Annotated in this window: 8 protein-coding genes; 4 read left to right on the top strand and 4 right to left on the bottom strand. The window is 65.9% G+C overall.

Going from position 1 to position 17,646, the window contains the following annotated elements:
* Positions 1 to 81: 81 nt before the first annotated feature.
* Together ACPDIT_RS05855 and ACPDIT_RS05850 are read right to left on the bottom strand one after the other, a co-directional pair.
* A complete protein-coding gene (locus ACPDIT_RS05855; RefSeq protein ID WP_423442241.1) occupies positions 82 to 3,960 on the bottom strand; it encodes an immunoglobulin domain-containing protein in 3,879 nt (1,292 codons plus the stop codon).
* Positions 3,961 to 4,477: 517 nt separating this feature from the next.
* Positions 4,478 to 5,608, bottom strand: a complete 1,131-nt coding sequence (locus ACPDIT_RS05850) for a DGQHR domain-containing protein (RefSeq protein ID WP_423442240.1) — start codon at positions 5,606 to 5,608, stop codon at positions 4,478 to 4,480.
* Positions 5,609 to 5,941: 333 nt separating this feature from the next.
* Between ACPDIT_RS05850 and nadC the strand changes: the two genes are divergently transcribed.
* Positions 5,942 to 6,784 (top strand): carboxylating nicotinate-nucleotide diphosphorylase, encoded by an 843-nt coding sequence (gene nadC / locus ACPDIT_RS05845; protein ID WP_423442239.1) that lies wholly within the window; start codon positions 5,942 to 5,944, stop codon positions 6,782 to 6,784.
* A complete protein-coding gene (locus ACPDIT_RS05840) occupies positions 6,781 to 7,764 on the top strand; it encodes a biotin--[acetyl-CoA-carboxylase] ligase (RefSeq protein WP_423442238.1) in 984 nt (327 codons plus the stop codon). Before nadC ends, ACPDIT_RS05840 begins: the two co-directional genes overlap by 4 nt.
* 70 nt (positions 7,765 to 7,834) lie before the next feature.
* On the opposite strand, the gene ACPDIT_RS05835 is transcribed toward ACPDIT_RS05840, so the two are convergent.
* Both ACPDIT_RS05835 and ACPDIT_RS05830 read right to left on the bottom strand, forming a co-directional pair.
* Positions 7,835 to 8,197, bottom strand: coding sequence for a hypothetical protein (locus ACPDIT_RS05835; RefSeq protein ID WP_423442237.1), 363 nt, complete (start codon positions 8,195 to 8,197; stop codon positions 7,835 to 7,837).
* Positions 8,198 to 8,443: 246 nt separating this feature from the next.
* Positions 8,444 to 11,143: a TonB-dependent receptor gene (locus ACPDIT_RS05830; protein WP_423442236.1), complete on the bottom strand. Its 2,700-nt coding sequence runs from the start codon at positions 11,141 to 11,143 to the stop codon at positions 8,444 to 8,446.
* Positions 11,144 to 12,094: 951 nt separating this feature from the next.
* Between ACPDIT_RS05830 and ACPDIT_RS05825 the strand changes: the two genes are divergently transcribed.
* Both ACPDIT_RS05825 and ACPDIT_RS05820 read left to right on the top strand, forming a co-directional pair.
* Positions 12,095 to 16,174, top strand: a complete 4,080-nt coding sequence (locus ACPDIT_RS05825) for a hypothetical protein (RefSeq protein WP_423442235.1) — start codon at positions 12,095 to 12,097, stop codon at positions 16,172 to 16,174.
* A gap of 289 nt (positions 16,175 to 16,463) precedes the next feature.
* On the top strand, positions 16,464 to 17,612 hold the full coding sequence (locus ACPDIT_RS05820) for a cysteine desulfurase family protein (RefSeq protein ID WP_423442234.1): 1,149 nt from the start codon (positions 16,464 to 16,466) through the stop codon (positions 17,610 to 17,612).
* The last annotated feature ends 34 nt before the right edge of the window (positions 17,613 to 17,646 follow it).

Below are 17,646 nucleotides of genomic sequence, written 5' to 3'. Positions count from 1 at the left end.
GGCTGATCCCGCGAGGTGGTGACGCTTCCTGAACAGGGTCTTCCGACGCGAACTCCGCCGAATGTCACTTCCCCCCGAGACCTACCGCCGAAGCTGCAACCGGTAAAAGGCGGCCGGTCGGTCGGGAGAAACGGGAACGGACCATTGTGCGGCCGGACTGTCGGCCGGCCGGTCCCAGACCGTTTCCCAGTCCTGTAAGTTGGTCGAAACTTGCAAGACGCTGGCCACGGGTAGCTGCGGCAGATCCAGCCGAAAGCCGGGCGGGACAAGCTCCGGGACGACCTCGAGCCGGGGCCGACCCAGCACTTGGAGGCGCGCGGGCGGGCTGGTCACGGCGCCGGCGATGTTGCTGGCCACCAGGGCGTAAAGCCCGCTCTGCGCCGCGGTCAGTTGCGGCAGGAACAGCACTGCGTCCGTGGCCCCGGGCAACGGCGCGCCATTGAACAGCCACTGGTAGCGCAGCGGTGCCGTACCCACCGCGGACAGCTCAAATGCCGCAGACTCACCCTCGAAGCGCAGAAGGCTCTCCGGGCCGGCCAGGAACTGGGGCGGGCTGCCACGCAGCCGGCTGACCCGGAGCTCGAACCAAAGATCCTCCCGCGCACTTTCCAAAAGGTTGGTGACAAACCTTCGGATGCCGAGCTGGTAGATGGCCGTCCGTTCGGCAGCCGACAATGCGCGCGGGAAGAAAAAGAGATCGTCTGCCGCGAACCCACCCGCCCCGGGGTCCAGCCGCAACGCGACGACAGGGTGGACGGTTGGTTCCGGCAAGGATGCGGGCGTGGAGTAAACCGGCCCGTTGTCCATTTGGATGTTGGCGTTGGTTCCGTCGAACCAGGCAATCACCAGCCGCCACTGGCCGGCGCGGGTTCCGGGCGTTTGCTCTTGGACTTCGCTGTCGCCAAGCCGGAAGCGATAGCGATTGATCAAGGGACCCGTGTAGTAGAGTCGATACTCGCCCGCCTTTTCGATCGCTGTACGGGCAGCAGTGTTCACCAAACCGAAGTCCCACGCGAACCATCCGCCCACGGTGAATGGTCCCTGGGCCCGCAACGCCGGTTCGTCCGGCAGTTCCAACCAGCTGTCCGCCGCCGCGGTGTTGGAAACGCAGCCGAGCCAACGGCCGACGCCGCTTACGATGCCGGTTCCCACCGCGGTCCAGCCCAGCCCACCGCCCAGCCGTTCCCAGGGCGACTGCGGCTCGTCAAACGGCCAGACCGCCAACGGGGCCACGGGCAATGCGTAGTCATGGAGCTGCACCGCCAACAGGTTGGTTCCCGGGCGCAGGAGCTGCGGCGCGATGAAGAAATCCGCTTGCAGCGGCGGGCCGTCCACCAAGGTCGAGGGGGAGGTGTCGAATCCCAACGGCCCGGTCGGCAGATTCAGTCGGAACACTTCCTGACCATTCACAAACACTGCGGCGCCGTCATCGCATGCCAAGTGGCCTTCCAGCGGGACGTCAGGATCGTCCACGAGGAGTTCGGTAAAGAAAGCCGCGGTGGCAGGCGCCGTCCCATCCTCGCGCGCCAGGATCGTGGCGGCGTTGGAAGAGCCGTGGCCAAAGGGAGCCGGGCCCGTCCGCCAGCCTAGAAAACGTTCCGGGTCGAGAGGCCAGTCAGGAGCCAGCTCTTCCGTCGTCAGGTGGTAATGCCAGGAGGCGTTGCTCCCCAGGAGGGGTTCCCGCAGCAAATCCCAAACCACGGCCACGCGGACCGGGGCGCTGGTGACCATGCCGAGATCATTGGACACGACCACGTGATAAAGTCCCCGGGCTTCGGGCGGGGTGTTGCTGCGAAGAAAGGTCGGGCCCACGGGGCCGTCGCTCTGTACCAGTTCGCCGTCCTTGAACCAGAAAAACTCCAGAGGCGGCCGGCCCACCGCGACGACCGTCAGTACGGCAGGGTTGCCCAGGCGCACGGTTTGCGGGGCAGGGGGTACGACGATTTCGGGCGCAACGCTCCACGAGCCGCGCACCCTGGCCACGCGGCTGGTCACGGCACCGGCCACATTGCTGGCCACGACCCAATAGTCCCCCGGGGTGTCGATCCCCACCACGGGGACGCGCAGACGACCTTCCGGCGAGGACATCACGAGGGCCCCGTCCTTGTACCAGTGATAGACCGGCGGCGGCCACCCGAGGGCTTCGCAGCGCAGGATCATCGCCTCGCCGGGATCCACCACCTTGGCCACCGGCTCTTCCACCCAAAACGGTTCGGGCCCATGCAGTCTCTCCAGCGTTTCGGCCAGGGCCCGCCGGGCGGCCAAAAGCTGCCGGACGTCGAGCGTGTAATTGGTCAGGGCGCTGGCGACTTGCAGAGCTTCCGCGCGGGTGTTTTCAGCCGCGGCGACCGCCGGATGCACGGGCCCCCAACGCAGTGCCGCTTGACGCCGCAGTTCCCGCAGGAGCCAGAAATACTCCCGATCCTCCAAACCTTCCCGAATCAACTCCCAACGCAGCGAGTCGATGGGACCAGCCACGACCGGCTCCGACGGTGGGGTCTTGACCGGAGGATAGACGAGCACACCGTCGCCGTTGCCCATCGGCTGCCCCAGCTCGTTGAGCACCGTGGTTTGGGTCCACGGATCGATGGGTTGGTACTGGCGGTCGAGATACCAGTTGACGTCCCAGTACAGATCCCCCTGCAATCCATAACGCTCGGCCAACCAAAAGCGAATCCGGTGCGTGATGGCCGGGTGATCAATGAAATAGTTGGGCACGGGCCACTTCGGATAGGTGGCCACATACCACCAAACCTGTTCGCCGGCCTGAATCCGCTCGAACCATCGCTCGGACGTCGTGTTGAAAATACTGATCACGGCCAGGGGGACCCAGGCATTGACCAGACCGTACAGGTCCGGCAAGGGTTCCCGGGTCAGCAGCCGCCGGAGATCCGGCGCGGCATGGAGATGGACGTGCATGCCGGCTCGCACAAAGGGCAGCAGCGAGTCCGCGGGTTCGTCGATCCAGTAACTCAGCGCCCTGTCCATCCAGCCCTTTCGACGCAGGTTCTCGGCGATTCCCGACATCAGCAGAGTAAACAGCGAGTTGTACAGGGGCTCATATCGTGGCTGCTCGAAGATGCTCCACGGTTCGTCCATGAATACAAAGTCGCGAAAGCCGAACTCATCGAGGTAACGGGTCAGGGCCCGGTTGTAATTGGTGAAGTCATACGCAAACTGCCCCGTGCCCCAGCTCCACCGCAAAGGGGCGTAGCGCTGGGGAAACTGGGGCGAAACGCGATGCCTGCGAAAGTTGTCCATGTACAGGTCCCACACCCGGGCCCGTTGGGCATCGTCCAGGGGGCCGTGCCAGACGCCCGGGATGGCCACATCGTACAAAGTGCGCGTGTGAGTGACATCCGACAGCGTGAAGTCGAAGACGCGCAACCGAACGGGCACGCGAACGGGCTCCGACCACCCCTCGGCATCGATGCGGAGATATCCTGCGTAAATCCCGGCCGGCTGGGTTTTGGGCACGTATACCGTGATCCAAAAGGGCTGCTGCTGCCCGGGCGGGAGCGTCAGTGCTGCGGGCATGGGCAACAGCGGGTCCGGGTACCAGCCGGGGACCCCGCCGGCGTCGCTGGCATACTCGACCGGGACGTACTCGACCAAGCGCACCTCCACATTCGTGGCGGCGAACGTGACAGAGGCTTGCGTCGCGTAAGCCCAGTCCTGCTCCACCTGAACGGTCACGTTGGTCAGGCCCTGGTGGGGATAGAGGACCAACTGAAACGGTTCGTATTCGTTGCGGGCCGCCTCGATCCACACTGTCTCCGACGCGGCCCCGGGCAATGCACGATGCCGCCCCACCTTGTAAGGCGCCTCGCACCACCAGAGGCTGCAGTCGGGTGGGCTCGGCAGGCGATAGCCATAGGAGTCGTCATGAATCGGGGGCGTGCCGAGGGCCACCAGCCCCCACAAGCCCAGCCAGCCAAGAATCCACCTCCTGCGCTGCATACGCCGCGCAGCATAGCTCTGCTTGTTCGGCCGAACAAATGCAAAGGCCGGTCGTGGAGTCAACAGCCGGCTACCGCGGTTCGAGAGACTTCGAGGTTCTGAAGGGCAACGCGGTCCTCTGTACGGTTCGCGAACAGTTTCCGGTCTCACCGGAGCCTTTGGGTTGAAGCCGGGGCCGAATTGGCCTGTCCCCCGTCGCTCCGATCAGCCGCACGCGTGCCGCGATCGACCTGACCGGCCCCTGGCGACCCGCGCTTGCCTTCGCAGAGCGAGCGCGTCCTTCGCGCTGCAAGGCCCTCCGGCGTTCCGAGGCGGCAACCGGGGGAGCCCCTTGATCTCCAGCCCGCAGCCCCAAGGCCAAGGGGCGCGTCCCCGGAACCTCCGCGGGAGCTGTGGATGGGTCTCAACTTCACTTCGGCTGGAAATGCTCCCGGCCGGGCTCGAGACCGTTGGACGAAGGAGGGACGTGGATCCCCTGTGTGGCCGGCGAATGCAAGGCACCGGTCGCCAGCCCATCTCAGACAGAACGACCGCCGTTGTTCCGGCCGGAGCGGTTGCGCAGGCCTACGTAGCGGGCGAGCTCGCGGTGGAGCAGGGACACTCGCTCCACCTGGCCCTTCGCGGGAAAGCGCTGGTAGAACCCATCGACACGAAACTCCCGCTTCACCTCCGCCCAGGGCTGCAGCCGTTCCACCCAGCGGGCCAGCCGATCTTCCTCCGGCTGATCCTCCCCGGCAGCCACCAGGTCGGCGCACACGCGCACCATGGCTTTGAGCGTGACCGGCCGTGTGACCATGAACCCGTCGTTCCCCCATGCCTCGCCCCAAACGGCTTGCGCCGCTTTGAAGAAGTCCCGCAACACACGGTAGTAACGATCCGCTTCGGCAGCCGTGGCGTGATCCGAGCGCTGGCGCAGCCAACGATGGACTTCGTTGAACAACTCGGCCTGGAGAATCCACTTGTCCTTGTGGCTGCGCCCGCCCAGACGGTTGATGCGATACCGCAACGGGCTGTCGGACTCTCGATAGAGCCGGTCCACCACCATGGCGGCCAGGCGCCGGTCGGGCGTGGCCCAGGAAACCCGTTCGTACAAGTCCACCAGGTGGCTCTTGTTGATGCGGGTGGGGGTGGAGTTGATGATGACGAACATCTCGGCGGCAAAGTCCTCGCTTTGCCCATCGAATATGACGCAGGGTACGTGGATGGTGCGGGCCTCTTCGGGATGGGCCTGCGCATAGAAATGCAGTGCCGCGAGCCGGTGCTGTCCGTCGATGATGAGATACTTCTCCAGCGGCTGCTGCAGGTCCCCGACATCCGCCAGCTCGCCCAACGGCTGGAACTGAAGCCGCTCCGTGGTGAACAGCAGCACCGTCCCTGGGATGGGCGGTTGGGTCACCGCCGTCTCGTAAAAGTTCTTGATCGCTTTCACCTTGGCCCGGGCCAGCTGCCGCTGGAATGCCCTCTCGCTCCGTTCGATCTGCGCGATGAACTGCGCCACTTCGTCGTGGGCCTCGACGGGCGCCGGCGCAATGGAACCGCCCTCGCCGTAAAACCGCGTGATGAAACGAACCCGCTGCAACAGGTCCTCGGCCGGGAATGCCACGAAGTAGAAGGTGGCGTCCTTCTGACGAATGCGGGTGGCGATCATAGGTCGTTTTCAACTCTCGCGCTTGCACGGCCCGGAGTTGCGAACGGCCGGGCGTTGGGCCCGGGGCCCGTCCCGCTTCCGGCCCCTCCGCTGCGGGCGCGCGATCCGCATGCCACCAGCCTCCGGGCCCGCGTGCCGGCAGGGATCGCGGTCGCCGGCGCCGATCGGATCGCCGCCACCCGTCAACCAGGGGAAGTGCCGCCCGGGCTGCCTTTCGGCGGCCAGCCTAGGCGTACGGGTGGCGTTGTCAATGGGACACAGGCGGCCCGGCCATTTTTCCATTGGCCCGGCCGGTTCTGGCTTTCACACTCTCCGCTCGTGCAGCAGTTGAACATGGAGGAGATCCGCCGCGCCGTTCGGGCCGCCTTGGAGGAAGACGTGGGCCCGGGCGACGTCACCTCGCTGGCAGTGGTCCCTCCCGCGATCCGGGCGCGGGCGGTGGTGCGAGCGCGGGAATCCCTGGTGGTGGCGGGCCTGGCCTTCGCCCGGGAGGCGTTCCGGCAGCAAAGCCGGCTGGTCCGGATCGAATGCCGGGTGCGGGATGGGCAAAAGGTCCCGGCTGGCACGGTGTTGCTGGAGGTGTATGGACCGGCCCGGGCGTTGCTTCGGGCCGAGCGCGTGGCGCTGAATTTTCTCCAGCGCCTGTCGGGCATCGCCACGCTGACCGCGCGGTTTGTCGAGGCGGTGCGTGGCACCGGCGCCCGCATTCTGGACACACGCAAGACCACGCCCGGCTGGCGACGATTCGAAAAATACGCCGTGGTGTGCGGGGGCGGGCACAACCACCGCTTCGGGCTGCACGACATGGTGTTGATCAAGGACAATCATTTGCAAGCCCTGGCCGGGGCTCGCCCCAATCCCATTGCCGTGGCGGTGGCCCGGGCGCGACGGCGCTGGCCGGGCTTGGAGATCGAAGTCGAGGCAGACACCCTGGAACAGGTCGACCAAGCAGTTGCGGCAGGGGCCGACCGGATTCTGTTGGACAACATGTCGTTGACGGAACTGCGGCGGGCGGTCCGGCGCGTGGCCGGACGGGCAAGAACCGAGGCCAGCGGGGGGATTCACCTCGGCAACGTCCGCGCCGTGGCCGAGACCGGAGTGGACGACATTTCCGTGGGCGCGTTGACCCATTCGGCTCCGGCAGTGGACATTGGCCTGGATTTCGTCGGGCGATGACCACGGAAGCGCGGATTCTGGTGGCTTTGCGGGCTGCGGGGCCCGAAGGGGTCTCCGGGGCGGAGCTGGCCGAGCGGCTCGGGATCAGTCGCGCCGCGGTCTGGGCGCATATCGAGGAGCTGCGCAGCCTCGGCTTTGAAATCGAGGCCAGTCCCCACCGCGGCTATCGGCTGCTCCATTCCCCGGACCGGCTGCTGGCGGATGACCTGCTGGCGCGACTGGCCGGTCAGGTGCGCGTGGTGGGTCGGGAGATCCGGGTGTTCGCCCGTACGGCGTCCACCAACGACGTGGTCGAACGGCTGGCCCGCGACGGCGCTGCCGAAGGAGTGGTCGTGTTTGCCGAAGAACAAACCCACGGACGCGGTCGGTTGGGTCGCTCCTGGATTTCCCCGGCGGGCAAAGGATTGTGGTTTTCCGTCCTGCTGCGGCCCCGGTTGCGTCCCGATCAAGCCACGCAAATCACCGTGATGGCGGCCACGGCCTTGTGCCGTGCCTTGCAGGCCGAAACCGGCCTGCCCCTAGCCATCAAATGGCCCAATGACCTGACCTGCCAGGGACGAAAAGTGGCGGGTGTTCTCACAGAGCTCAGTGCGGACCCCGACAGCATTCGCCATGTCGTCGTGGGCATCGGCGTGGACGTGAATCTGGAACGCAAGGATTTTCCGGCCGACCTGCGCCAGCTGGCGACGTCGTTGCGGCTGGAGCTGGGACGGCCCTTGGACCGGCCGCCCCTGGCGGCGGCGGTGCTCCGCGCTCTGGACGACGACTACCGGCGCATTACCGCCGGCCAGTTCCGTGCCGTGGCCGACGAATGGGCCCGACAGTGCACCACGCTGGGGCGTCGCGTCACGATTGTATGGGGTGCCCGGCGTCTCGAAGGATGGGCAGAAGCCCTGGACGACACCGGCGCACTCTTGGTGCGCACCGAACACGGCCACTTGGAACGCGTCCTGGGTGGCGACGTCACCTTGGAACGCTAGACTTTTCTGCCCCCCGCCGCACGCGGGCGGTGCGGATCCCTCACCGCTCACCCGCCCGCAGCAGAGGCGCTCAGCGCACGGCCGGCACCCGCCGCAATGCCTCCGCCACGGTGGCGGCCCCGCTGCGTTCGATGTCGCGACTGTCCAAGATGTGGATCGGGAAGGGAGTGTCGGCCGTTTGTCCCATGCGCTTGACTTCACGCGGGATGTGGGAGCCGGTGATGACCCGCTTGGTTTCTCTGGGACCGGTCACTTTCACCAGCTTGGGCTGACGGACCATCTTGTCCTGCCGGACGGTCTTGTCCTTTGGCTGCTTCGGAGGCTGGGTTGCGTCCGACGCGGAAACCACCGCTCCACCTGCCAGGCCGAGGAGCAGTGCGAGCGCCCACGCCAGCGGGGAGGGCCAACCTCGGATCGGTTTGGTGGTTTTCATGGCCCCAACATAGCATGACTCACCTTCTAATGCACCCGGCTTCTTCCGCCCCGGCGGAGGATCAGCCCCCGCCGTGCATCCTGCCGCGTCGGCGACCCCACCACTCTTCGCCCCATTCCCTTGCTGGCGGGACAGCGCACCTCTTGTAGGACTTTTTCACCGGAGGCGCCAAAAACGCAGATCGCCACAAAAAAGCCGACCCCGCCACGGGACGGGGTCGGCCGTGCTCACCCGAGTCAGGTGCGATCAGAACTTCTTGGAGACCTGGACGTACCAGAACCGGCCGCGGGGATCGTGGATCGAAGTGTCATATCCCGCGACATCGTTGCTCGAGTCGGAGAACGGAGGATCCTCGTCGGAGACGTTCAGCACGCCCACGATCAATCGGACGTTGTTCAGCAGGTCGTACTTCATGTTCTGGAAGGAGTAACCGGCCTGCAGGTCGAACGTCCACAGATCGTCCACGTACTTGTAGCGGATCTGATTGTCCTGGTCGTACTCGCCAATGTAGTTGGCGGTGAAGCTGAAGGTGAAGCCCTTGTAGTCCCAGGAGAGAGTGCCGTAACCACGCCACTCCGGAACGCTATACGACCCTGCATAGTGGATGGTCGGATCTCCCGGTCCCGGAATCTCGTCGAATTTGTAGAGCCAGGAGGCACTGGCATCCAGCGTGAATTCTCCCCAGGACTCGGTCGGATAGACATACCGAATGCCGAAGTCCAAGCCCTCGACCTCGCGTTCGGCGATGTTCTCGTAACCGCTGATGATCTTGACGATCGTGCCCGGGATGCCCTGGGCAATGTCCTGGGCGGTCGGCGGGTTGCGGATCACGCGGCCGGGGAACAGGGCCTCGTTATCCAGGATCCGCTGTGGATCCAGATCCTCGATTTTGCCCGTCTGCTTGATGTTGAACCAGTCCAGCGAGAGGGTCAGGTTCTTGATGGGCTCGACGGCAAAGCCCGCTGTCCAGGACCGGGCCTCCTCGGCATCCAGGTTGGGGTTCCCACCGCGTTCGATCCGGTACTGCAGGTTGTTCTCTCCGCGGGCAGGATCGCTCAAGAAATCGAAGGACGTGGACCTGCCCTGGAAGAGTTCCACCAGCGACGGGGCGCGGAAGCTTTCCGCATACGTGCCGCGAAGCACGACCTGGTCGAGGGGCTTCCAGCGAATCCCCACTTTCGGGTTGGCCGTGTTGCCAAAGTCCGAATACTGCTCAAACCGACCGGCTGCCTGCACCTCGAACTCCTTTACCCCGGGGAAGGTTAGATCCTGGCCCAGCAGCGGAATGCGGGCCTCGATGTAGCCGGCCCAGGCATCGCGGCTGCCGGCACCGGAGGTCCCGCCCGAGCTGACAATGTGACCGCCTTCGGAGAAAGGATCCGACAGGTCCTTGACGTCTTCGCGGCGGTACTCACCGCCCACGGCCAGGCCGACGCGGCCGGCGCCCCAGTCGAGAGGAAGCGTACCGCTGGCTCGAATGTCCGGGCTCCACAGGGTGGAGGTACCGGAGCGGAAGGTTCGGACCTTCAGGCTGTTGATGACTTCCGGCGAGTTGATGCCTTCGCCCGCGCCGAACACGTTGAGTGCGGTGGCCGGATCGGTGGAGCTGAGCGCGTCGCGCAAAGCTTGCGCAGAAATGAAGTTCTTGCCGATTTCCAAGGTGCGGCTCTCGCTCCACAGGAAGGCGGTTTCGGCGGTCCAGTCTCCGCCCAGCTCGATCTTCAAACCGGGCAGTAGGCGAATCGCATCGGTTTCACCTTCGTCGATGCGCGGGCCCGCCTCGGTGATGCGGTACCGGAACGTCACGTCCTGACCGAACGGGTTGTACGGGTTGCCCGCCGCCACCGTGAAACCATCCAGATCGCCGAAGACCGGCGTGGGCGCGGCGCTGACTTCATAATTCACGCGACGCACCGAGGCTTCCAAAAAGGCCTTGACTCTCTCCACCACCTGATAGTCGATCGCCGCAAAGGCGCCGTAACGCGTCGTGTCCGGGAACGCCGAGATCCACGGATTGAAGTCATATCGGTTCAGGCCCGGATTGGCCACGATTTCAAGGGCGGTCGGGCGCCCGGGCACAGCGGGATTGGACGGAACCCGATAGCGGCCGGAGCCATACACCGTTCCGTCGGGAGCGGTCCACGGACTGGTCAGGATGATGGTGCCGGGATTGCCGGAGGAACTGCGCAGATCCACACCGCCCCGCGCGCTCTGGTTGGCAGACCTGGAGAAATCGCGATCCCGGTAGAACAGCGCGTTGCGGCTGAACCAGTCGGCAATCACCAACGCACTGCCCTTTTCGGTAAGCACGCCCCAAGCCGCGCTGTACGACTGCTCCAGCATGTCGTCGCCCCGGGTGACGTTACCGATCCGTGCCGTGACTTCCGTTCCCGTGAACTCCTTCTTCAGAATGATGTTCACCACGCCGGCGATGGCGTCGGAACCATAGAGTGCCGAAGCACCATCCTTGAGGATCTCGATGCGCTCCACGGCCGCCAGCGGGATGCTGTTCAGGTCCACAAACTGATCGGTGATGTTCTGCGCAAACCCATAACTGGCCAACCGGCGACCGTTCAGCAGCACCAGGGTGGCATTGGGGCCCAGGCCGCGCAGCGAAACGGAAGCAGACCCTTTCGAGAACGAATTGCCCCCCAGGAAGCTCTCGTTGAACTGGCCGGCGTTGTTCTGGGGCATGCGCTGGAGCACATCACTGACCGTCGCAACCCCGATCTTCTGAATCTCGGCCGCGGTCAATACCTTCACCGGCGACGGACTTGCATTGACGTCCACGGTGGGGATGTAAGACCCGGTGATGATGACCGGCCTCATGGTTTCGGGTTGTTCCGCTTCTTGCGCGATCGCCGACTGTCCCACGGCCCACAGCACGCCTGCTGCACACAAGACACGCGGAGCCCCCTTGAGCTTCTGCAATGCGTTGTTCGTCATAGGATGGTTGACTGGTTCTGGGTTTTGCAGTCTCAGCTTGAGCGCGTTCATAGCCGGGACGCGACCCTTTGACAAGCTTTTTCTTAGGAAAACCTCAAGAAACCCTTGAATACCCGCACCCAGCCCCTCCCGGATGGGTCATGCAGTTTTGCTTAACCCAAACCTCCCCTCTCTATTCAGGCACTGTTGGGACGAGGGCGGAGGCACCCGGCGAAATCGGGCTCCGACTGCCCTTTCTCCCCACCTCCCGGGGTCCAAAGGGACATGCGACTGCCGAATCACTTGAGCCTCCGCTGTGCCTTCTCCATTCCCCCTTGGCCATGGTTGGGATCGGAGGCACCGGCCCCCAAGCCCTTCCGAAACGGGGACCTTCACGGCCTGACGCCCGACTCGTTGGCCCGGTCCACGACTTTCCCCCGCCGCCAAGACACTGTCGATCGCACGGAGGGGTTGGGTCAGAAGGCACCTCTTCTCCAACTCCAAAGTCTGCACCATGGGCGTCCACCTCCCCATATCCATCCAAGCGCCGCGCTCTGCCGAGCGAGGTCGAAACCGCCATGATCATGGCAACTTCCGGGCCGGGGTCACCCCTTGGTGCATTCCTTCGACCCCTCGGTCCCGTCCGCAGCAAGGCATGCCCATGGACTCTGACCAGCCCTCGAGCTCGGAAACCAAATGCAACCGCGGCTGTTCGCGAGATGGGCCTCTCGAGTTCTTCCCGCTCCGGCATTTAGGTGTGTCCCACGCATCAGCGGGGTCACGCGGCGCCCCCGTTCCCACCGGTTCCGAGCAAGTCGCTTGACGGCAGCGGGTCCGAGGGTCAGTCTCGGGTTCATGAACAAGCCCGGGGCCAGGTTCGGTTGGGTTCTCTTGGTCTGCCAGGTCATCCTCTCCTCGTGGGCCTCGACCTCGGAGCCCCCAGGTTCTCCCGGGTCCGGAACTCCCGCGTGGGTGCCCGAATCCCTCCGCCCTTGGATCCCGTGGGTTCTCCACGGGCTCGAGGCCCAGAATGCTCCGCCGCGCTGGGATGACGCAAACCAGCGACGCACGATCTGGCCCGGCCGATTGCAACTGGAGGTCACCGCCGCGGGAGCGCGGTTCGCCCTCGAAGTGCAGGTGTTTGCGGAATCGTGGGTGCCGCTGCCCGGCGATGAGAGCCTCTGGCCCCAGGAAGTCGTGGCCAACGGAAAACCCCACCCCGTGGTGCTTCGCCAGCAACGGCCGACGGTACGCCTGACGCCCGGACAGTGGCGCTTGGAAGGGTCGTTTCGCTGGCGCCAGATCCCGTTGCGGATGGCCGTCCCGACCGAAATCGGACTGATCGAACTCACGTTGGAAGGGCAGCGGGTATCTCACCCGTCCTGGGACGGCACCGGCTGGCTCTGGTTCCGAGCCCCACCGGCACCGGCGGAACCACAGCAGCAACCGGATTTCCTGGCTGCTGACTGGTTTGGCGTGTTGGAAGATGGTCACCCCCAGTGGCTGCGTGTGGAAGTGCAATTGTCCGTGGCCGGGCGCCCGCGGGAGGAGACGGTGGGAACGGTGTTGCCCGAAGGCTGGCAACTGGCCCAGGTCCGCAGTCCCATCCCGGTGCTGGTGGACGAACAGGGACGGCTTCGGGCGCAAGTGCGGCCCGGTCAATGGCAGGTCCATCTGGATGCGTTTCGGATCGGGCGAAAGGAAGAGCTGCAGTTCGGTTCCGACGCCCGACATCCGGGCGGGGTCGTGCTGATCGGACTACAGGCCAACCCCGCATTCCGGGTGGTCGAACTCGAGGGCGGGGACCAGGTGGATGCCTCCCAAACCCGTTTCCCGGAACGGTGGCGGGGTCTGCCCGTGTACCGATGGGATACCCGACGGGTCCTGCGGATCGTGGAACGCATGCGCGGCCAGGGATCCGGCCCGACCCGTCGGCTGACTCTGCAACGGGAATGGTGGTTGGACGAGGACGGCCGCGCACTGACGTTCCGCGACGTGATTGCGGGCAACGGTCAGACGCTCTGGCGGCTGGATGTGGCCGAGGGGGTCGAGCTGGGTTCGGCCCGGCTGGGCGAAGAGAGGCTGCTTCTGACCCGGAACCCGCTGACGGGCCGGGCCGGGTTCGAACTCCGCGTGCGTGAGTTCGCCGCCGAATGTGTGGGCCGGCAGCCGGTTCGGGGGCCGATGTCGGCCACTGGATGGATGGTGTCGGCAGACGAGCTGAGCGGTGTCCTGCACCTGCCCGTGGGATGGCGTCTGCTCGCGTTGTGGGGGCCGGACCGAGTGCAAGGGGACTGGCTGCGGAAGTGGACGTTGCTGGACCTGTTTGGTGTGCTCATTTTTGTTCTGGCCGTGCGGCAACTCCTGGGGTGGCGAGCAGGGGCGCTGGCGCTGGTGGCTGCGGTGCTTGCTTATCACGAGCCCGGGGCGCCCCGGCTGGTCTGGTGGGTGGTATTGGTCTTGTTGGCCCTGCTGCGTCTGGTGCGCACGGCCCGGGCCGAACTGGCCCTGCGTGCTGCCCAGGCTGTCGCACTGCTGTGGCTAGGGATTGCCCTCGTGCCATTCGTGGGTCGGCAACTCCAACAAGCGCTGTATCCCCAGCTCGAATGGGTCCCCGGTGCGGGTCCGTCTCCCGTGACCACGCTGCCAGCCGCAGCCGCCGTCAAGGAGCCCGAAGCGATCCAGCCCCGCAGGAGGGCCGTCTTGCCATCTGCCTGGCGAAAAGTGGAACTGGGCGCCGCATTTGAGGCGGCCGCTCCCGATCGTGCGGCGGATGCCGGTCTCGCGGCGAATCTGGCACAGGATCTTTCTGCCCGGATTCAAACCGGGCCGGGCGTGCCCGAATGGACGTGGCGCAGGGTGGAGTTCCAATGGAACGGGCCGGTCCAACCGGATCAGACGGTACGCTGGTGGCTGATACCGCGCTGGCTGGAGCGATGCCTGAGCACGCTGCGGGCACTGTTGTTGTTGTGGCTGGCGCTGGTCCTGGTGCGTGCCTCCGGCCGCTCTGCTGCCAGCCGGCCCCTAGGCGCGGTGGCCCCGCCCCAGGCTTCCCGACCCGCCGCAGGTGGTTCGGCCGCCGTGGTGTTCACCACGTTGTTGTTGGTCCTCGGGGGGCCGCGGCCGCTGTCCGCGTCCGAATTTCCGCCGCTCGACCTGCTCAATCAGTTGCGGGAACGTCTCCTGGCCGCTCCCCCGGCCTTTCCGGGCGCAGCCGAGATTCCCTTCGCCACGCTGACGCTGACCAATCGACACCTTGTGTTGGAAAGCCGCATCGAAGCCGCGGCGACGTGTGCGGTGCCGTTACCGGCCCGGTTTGCCCAGTGGTCCCCTCTCCGCGTGACCCTGGACGGGGCGCCGGTGGCGGCTTTGCGGCGTGAAGACAACTCTTTGTGGGTCGTTGTGTCCCCCGGCGTCCATCACGTGCGTCTGGAGGGCTTCCTGGCCGAAGTGGACGAGTGGGTGTGGTCGTTCCTCTTGCGGCCGCGTCGTGTGGCGGTGCAGGCCCCCGGGTGGACCCTCACCGGCATCGACCCGGAAGGTGTCCCGCAATCGCAGGTGTTTTTCCAGCGCGTGGCCGCCGAGCCCGGCGCACGAGCCCGAACCGCCCAATCCACCGCCTACGATCAGCAACCGCTTGTCCCGGCGTTCGAAGTGCTTCGAGAGTTGGAGCTGGGTCTGCGCTGGAAGGTCCGGACGCGGGTGCGTCGGTTGTCCCCGCCGGTGAGGGCGGCGACGGTGGCCGTGCCCATCCTGCCGGGGGAACAGATCCTCACCGGCGGCATCACGCCCAAGGAGGGTCGGGTGGAGGTCAACCTGGGTCCCGGGCAGGCAGAATTCTCCTGGGAAAGCGAACTGGCCCCGGTGGAGGTCCTCGTATTGGAGGCACGCGCTGACGACACGTGGGCGGAGCAGTGGCGGCTGCTGGCGGGTCCGGTGTGGAACGTGGCGTTCGAGGAGCTCGCCCCGGTTTATGAGGAGGGCCGAGACCTAGCCCCGGTTTGGCGGCCGTGGCCCGGAGAGAAAACGCGTCTGCGTGTCTCGCGTCCGGAGCCGATCCCGGGCGCGACCCTGACGGTGCGTTCCGTCGATCACGTGACCGACGTGGGACATCGACTGCGCACAACCCGCCTGCGACTGCGCGTCGTTTCAAGCCTCGGTCAGGACTTCGTTTTGGAACTCCCCCAGGGGGCGGAGATCGAGTCGGTGCAGCGCGACGGGAACAGCCTGCCGCCACAGCGGGTGGGCCATCGGCTTCTGGTCCCGGTGGTGCCGGGCGAGCAGGAAATCATGGTTTCATGGAAAGAGTCCGAACCCTTGCAGTCCCGCATCCGCGCGTCGGCTGTGGGATTGCCGGTGGAGGCCGCCAATGTCCAGCAGGTAGTACGGTTGCCAACGGATCGATGGGTGCTTGGCACGCGGGGACCTGTGCTCGGGCCGGCCGTGCGCTTCTGGGCTGTCCTGGCGTTGGCGGCTGTGATGGCCGTGATCCTGAGCCGGCTCAAGGCCGGCCCGTTGGGTCATTTCGGATGGTTTTTGCTGCTTGTTGGATTGACCCAGGTGCCCGTGTGGGTGGCATGGTTGGTGGTGGTCTGGTTCGCGGGGCTCCAATTGCGGGGCAGCTGGAATCTGGTGGAGCAGCGCTGGTGGCTGGCAGACCTGTTTCAGGTCCTCCTGGTGTTCCTGACGGTGATGGCGTTGGCGGTGCTCTACATGGCGGTCTCTGCTGGTCTCCTGGGTCGGGTGGAGATGTTCATCACGGGAAATGGCTCAACGACCTGGGAGCATCGCTGGTTCAGCCCGCGCACCGGCCCTCATTTACCCCTGCCCGAGGCGTGGGCGGTATCGCTTTGGTGGTACCGGCTGGCCATGTTGGCCTGGGCATTGTGGCTGGCAGTATCGCTGCTGCGTTGGCTGCGATGGGGGTGGATCCAGTTCAGTACCGGGGGCTGCTGGTTGTGGCCGCCGAGGCGGAAGCCGCCGGCAACGCCGCCAAGCTTGGGAGCTTCTCTCGCCAGTCCGACCCCGCCGGCATCGGGCGAGCAGCGTTGATGTTGCACGTCTGCGGTTCCACCCGGCCCGGGCCGCTCCGTTGCGAGGGGACGCCCGCAGGCGAGCCTGCATCATCCGCACTCCGCAGCCGGACCTCGGGCGCCTGACGGCGTCGCGATTCCCAAGCGATGCGATGGTGGTCCCGAGGCTGGAAGAAGCCGGCGTTGCGGTCTGGCCTTGCGCCGGGGTTGTCGGGCGCGAATTGCTGTCCCCCTCCCCTGCCAATGGGAACAGCGGGGCGCCTTCGGGCTCGCGGTTCGTTGGCCGCAGGCTAGATTTGGGAGCATCGATGCACACGATCTACTGCGATTACAACGCCACCACTCCTCTGGACCCGGAGGTGCGGTCGGCGATGTGGCCGTTTTTGACGGAGATCTGGGGCAATCCGTCCAGCCTTCATCAATACGGCCGCCGTGCCCGCGCCGCGCTGGACGAGGCGCGTGAACGGGCAGCTGCCGTCTTGGGTGCCAAGCCGAGCGAGATCATCTTCACCAGCGGGGGGACCGAGAGCGTGAACCTGGCGGTGCTGGGAGCGGCGCGCGCGCTGCGGGACAGGGGGCGGCACCTGATCACTTCGGCCGTCGAACACCATGCCGTGCTGGAGGCGATGGCGCACCTGGAGCGGCACGAGGGGTTTCGCGTGACCAGGTTACCCGTGACCCGCGAGGGTTTCGTGGAGCCGGAGCGCCTCGCCGCGGCGTTCGAACCCGACACGGTCCTGGTGTCCATCATGGCCGCCAACAACGAAATCGGCACGCTCCAACCGGTACCGGCGCTGGCTGCTCTGTGCCGGGAGCGGGGCGTCTGGTTCCACACGGACGCCGTCCAGTTTTTCGGGAAGATGCCCTTCACCTCGGTGAGGGATCTCGGGGCCGACCTGGTGTCCCTTTGCGCCCACAAGTTTCACGGTCCCAAGGGGGCCGGGCTGTTGTATGTGCGCTCGCCATTGCGGGTACAGCCGTTGCTGTTCGGCGGGCCGCACGAGAACGAGAACCGGGCCGGCACCGAGAACCTCCCGGCAATCGCGGGTCTGGTGGCTGCGATGGAACGCTTCCTGCGGCCGCCGGTCTTCGACCCAGCAAGGCTCCAGTCGCTCACCGATTCGCTCGCCGCGGAGCTTTTGTCGATCCCCGGCGTTCATCTGCTGAGCCCGCGGACGGCGCGCCTCCCCAACACGCTGGCAGTGGCCGTCGAGGACCTCGACAGCGTCACATTGGTGGCCGGACTCGACCTGGAGGGTGTCTGCGCCTCGGCAGGATCTGCATGCTCGGCCGGTGCCATGGAGCCCTCGCACGTGGCAATGGCCCTCGGTGTTCCGCCCCAGGTGGCCGCCGGACTGGTCCGCTTCTCCCTCGGTCGCGACAACACTCCGGACGACGTGCCCCGAATTGCCGAGGCCTTCCGGCGGGTGGTCGAACGTGCAAGAACTTGTGGATAACCAGTCCAACGGAGTGCGAACAATGGAGGAACGT

It is taken from the genome of Limisphaera sp. VF-2, assembly GCF_049537125.1.
GTDB lineage: Bacteria > Verrucomicrobiota > Verrucomicrobiia > Limisphaerales > Limisphaeraceae > Limisphaera.
The sequence above is the reverse complement of the archived record's forward strand: the minus strand, read 5'-3'. Positions and strand labels throughout refer to the sequence as shown.